1 pseudogene and 1 other annotated feature are annotated in these 729 nt (G+C 41.4%); the pseudogene reads left to right on the forward strand.

The annotated features are described in order from the left end of the window. Window positions 1–50: 50 nt before the first annotated feature. Window positions 51–718: pseudogene (locus tag MF4642_RS16580) on the forward strand (IS3 family transposase); the annotation flags it as partial. Beyond that, window positions 326–442: a sequence feature (AL1L pseudoknot), on the forward strand. (Overlaps the previous pseudogene by 117 nt.) Window positions 719–729: the final 11 nt, after the last annotated feature.

Below are 729 nucleotides of genomic sequence, written 5' to 3' on the forward strand. Positions count from 1 at the left end.
TGAACCGTACCGAGATTGTAGGAGACACATTTTCTTGAGAGAATGTCGCTATGACAAGATTAAAATACACCGCAGAAATCAAAGAACGAGCAGTACGTTTGCTGCTTGAATCTGAACAAGATTATCCTTCTACTTGGGCTGCAATTACAGCTATTGCTCCTAAAATCGGTTGTACCCCTGAAACTTTGCGTGCTTGGCATCAAAAACATAAACAACTACAGAATCCAGCCGTAGTGCAACTTCTGTCAGATCAACAGCGTATCAAACAACTAGAACGTGAAAACAAAGAGCTACAACGAGCCAATGAAATTCTTCGTAAGGCAGCTGCTTTTTTCGCACAGGCGGAGTTAGGCCGCCCACACAAATAATGGTTGATTTCATTCGTGATCATAAAGCCCTGTATGGTGTTGAAGCGATTTGTCAAATATTGCCAATTGCCTCATCCACTTACTATCGCCAGCTTGATCTAGTACAGAACCCTGAAAAGCGTTCGAAACGAGATTTACACGATCAACATTATGCTGAGCAAATTAAGTTAATTTGGCAAGAGAGCCATGGGCGTTATGGCATTCGTAAAGTTTGGCAACAACTTAAACAAGAAGGATATTCTATTGCCCGCTGCACAGTAACACGCTTGATGAAACAACTTGAAATACAAGGTGTATGGCGTGGTAAGAATAAGCGTACGACACATCATGATGATCAGCAAAAAAAGAGCTGATGATTTAG

The organism is Acinetobacter sp. MF4642, assembly GCF_002018925.1.
Taxonomy (GTDB): domain Bacteria; phylum Pseudomonadota; class Gammaproteobacteria; order Pseudomonadales; family Moraxellaceae; genus Acinetobacter; species Acinetobacter johnsonii.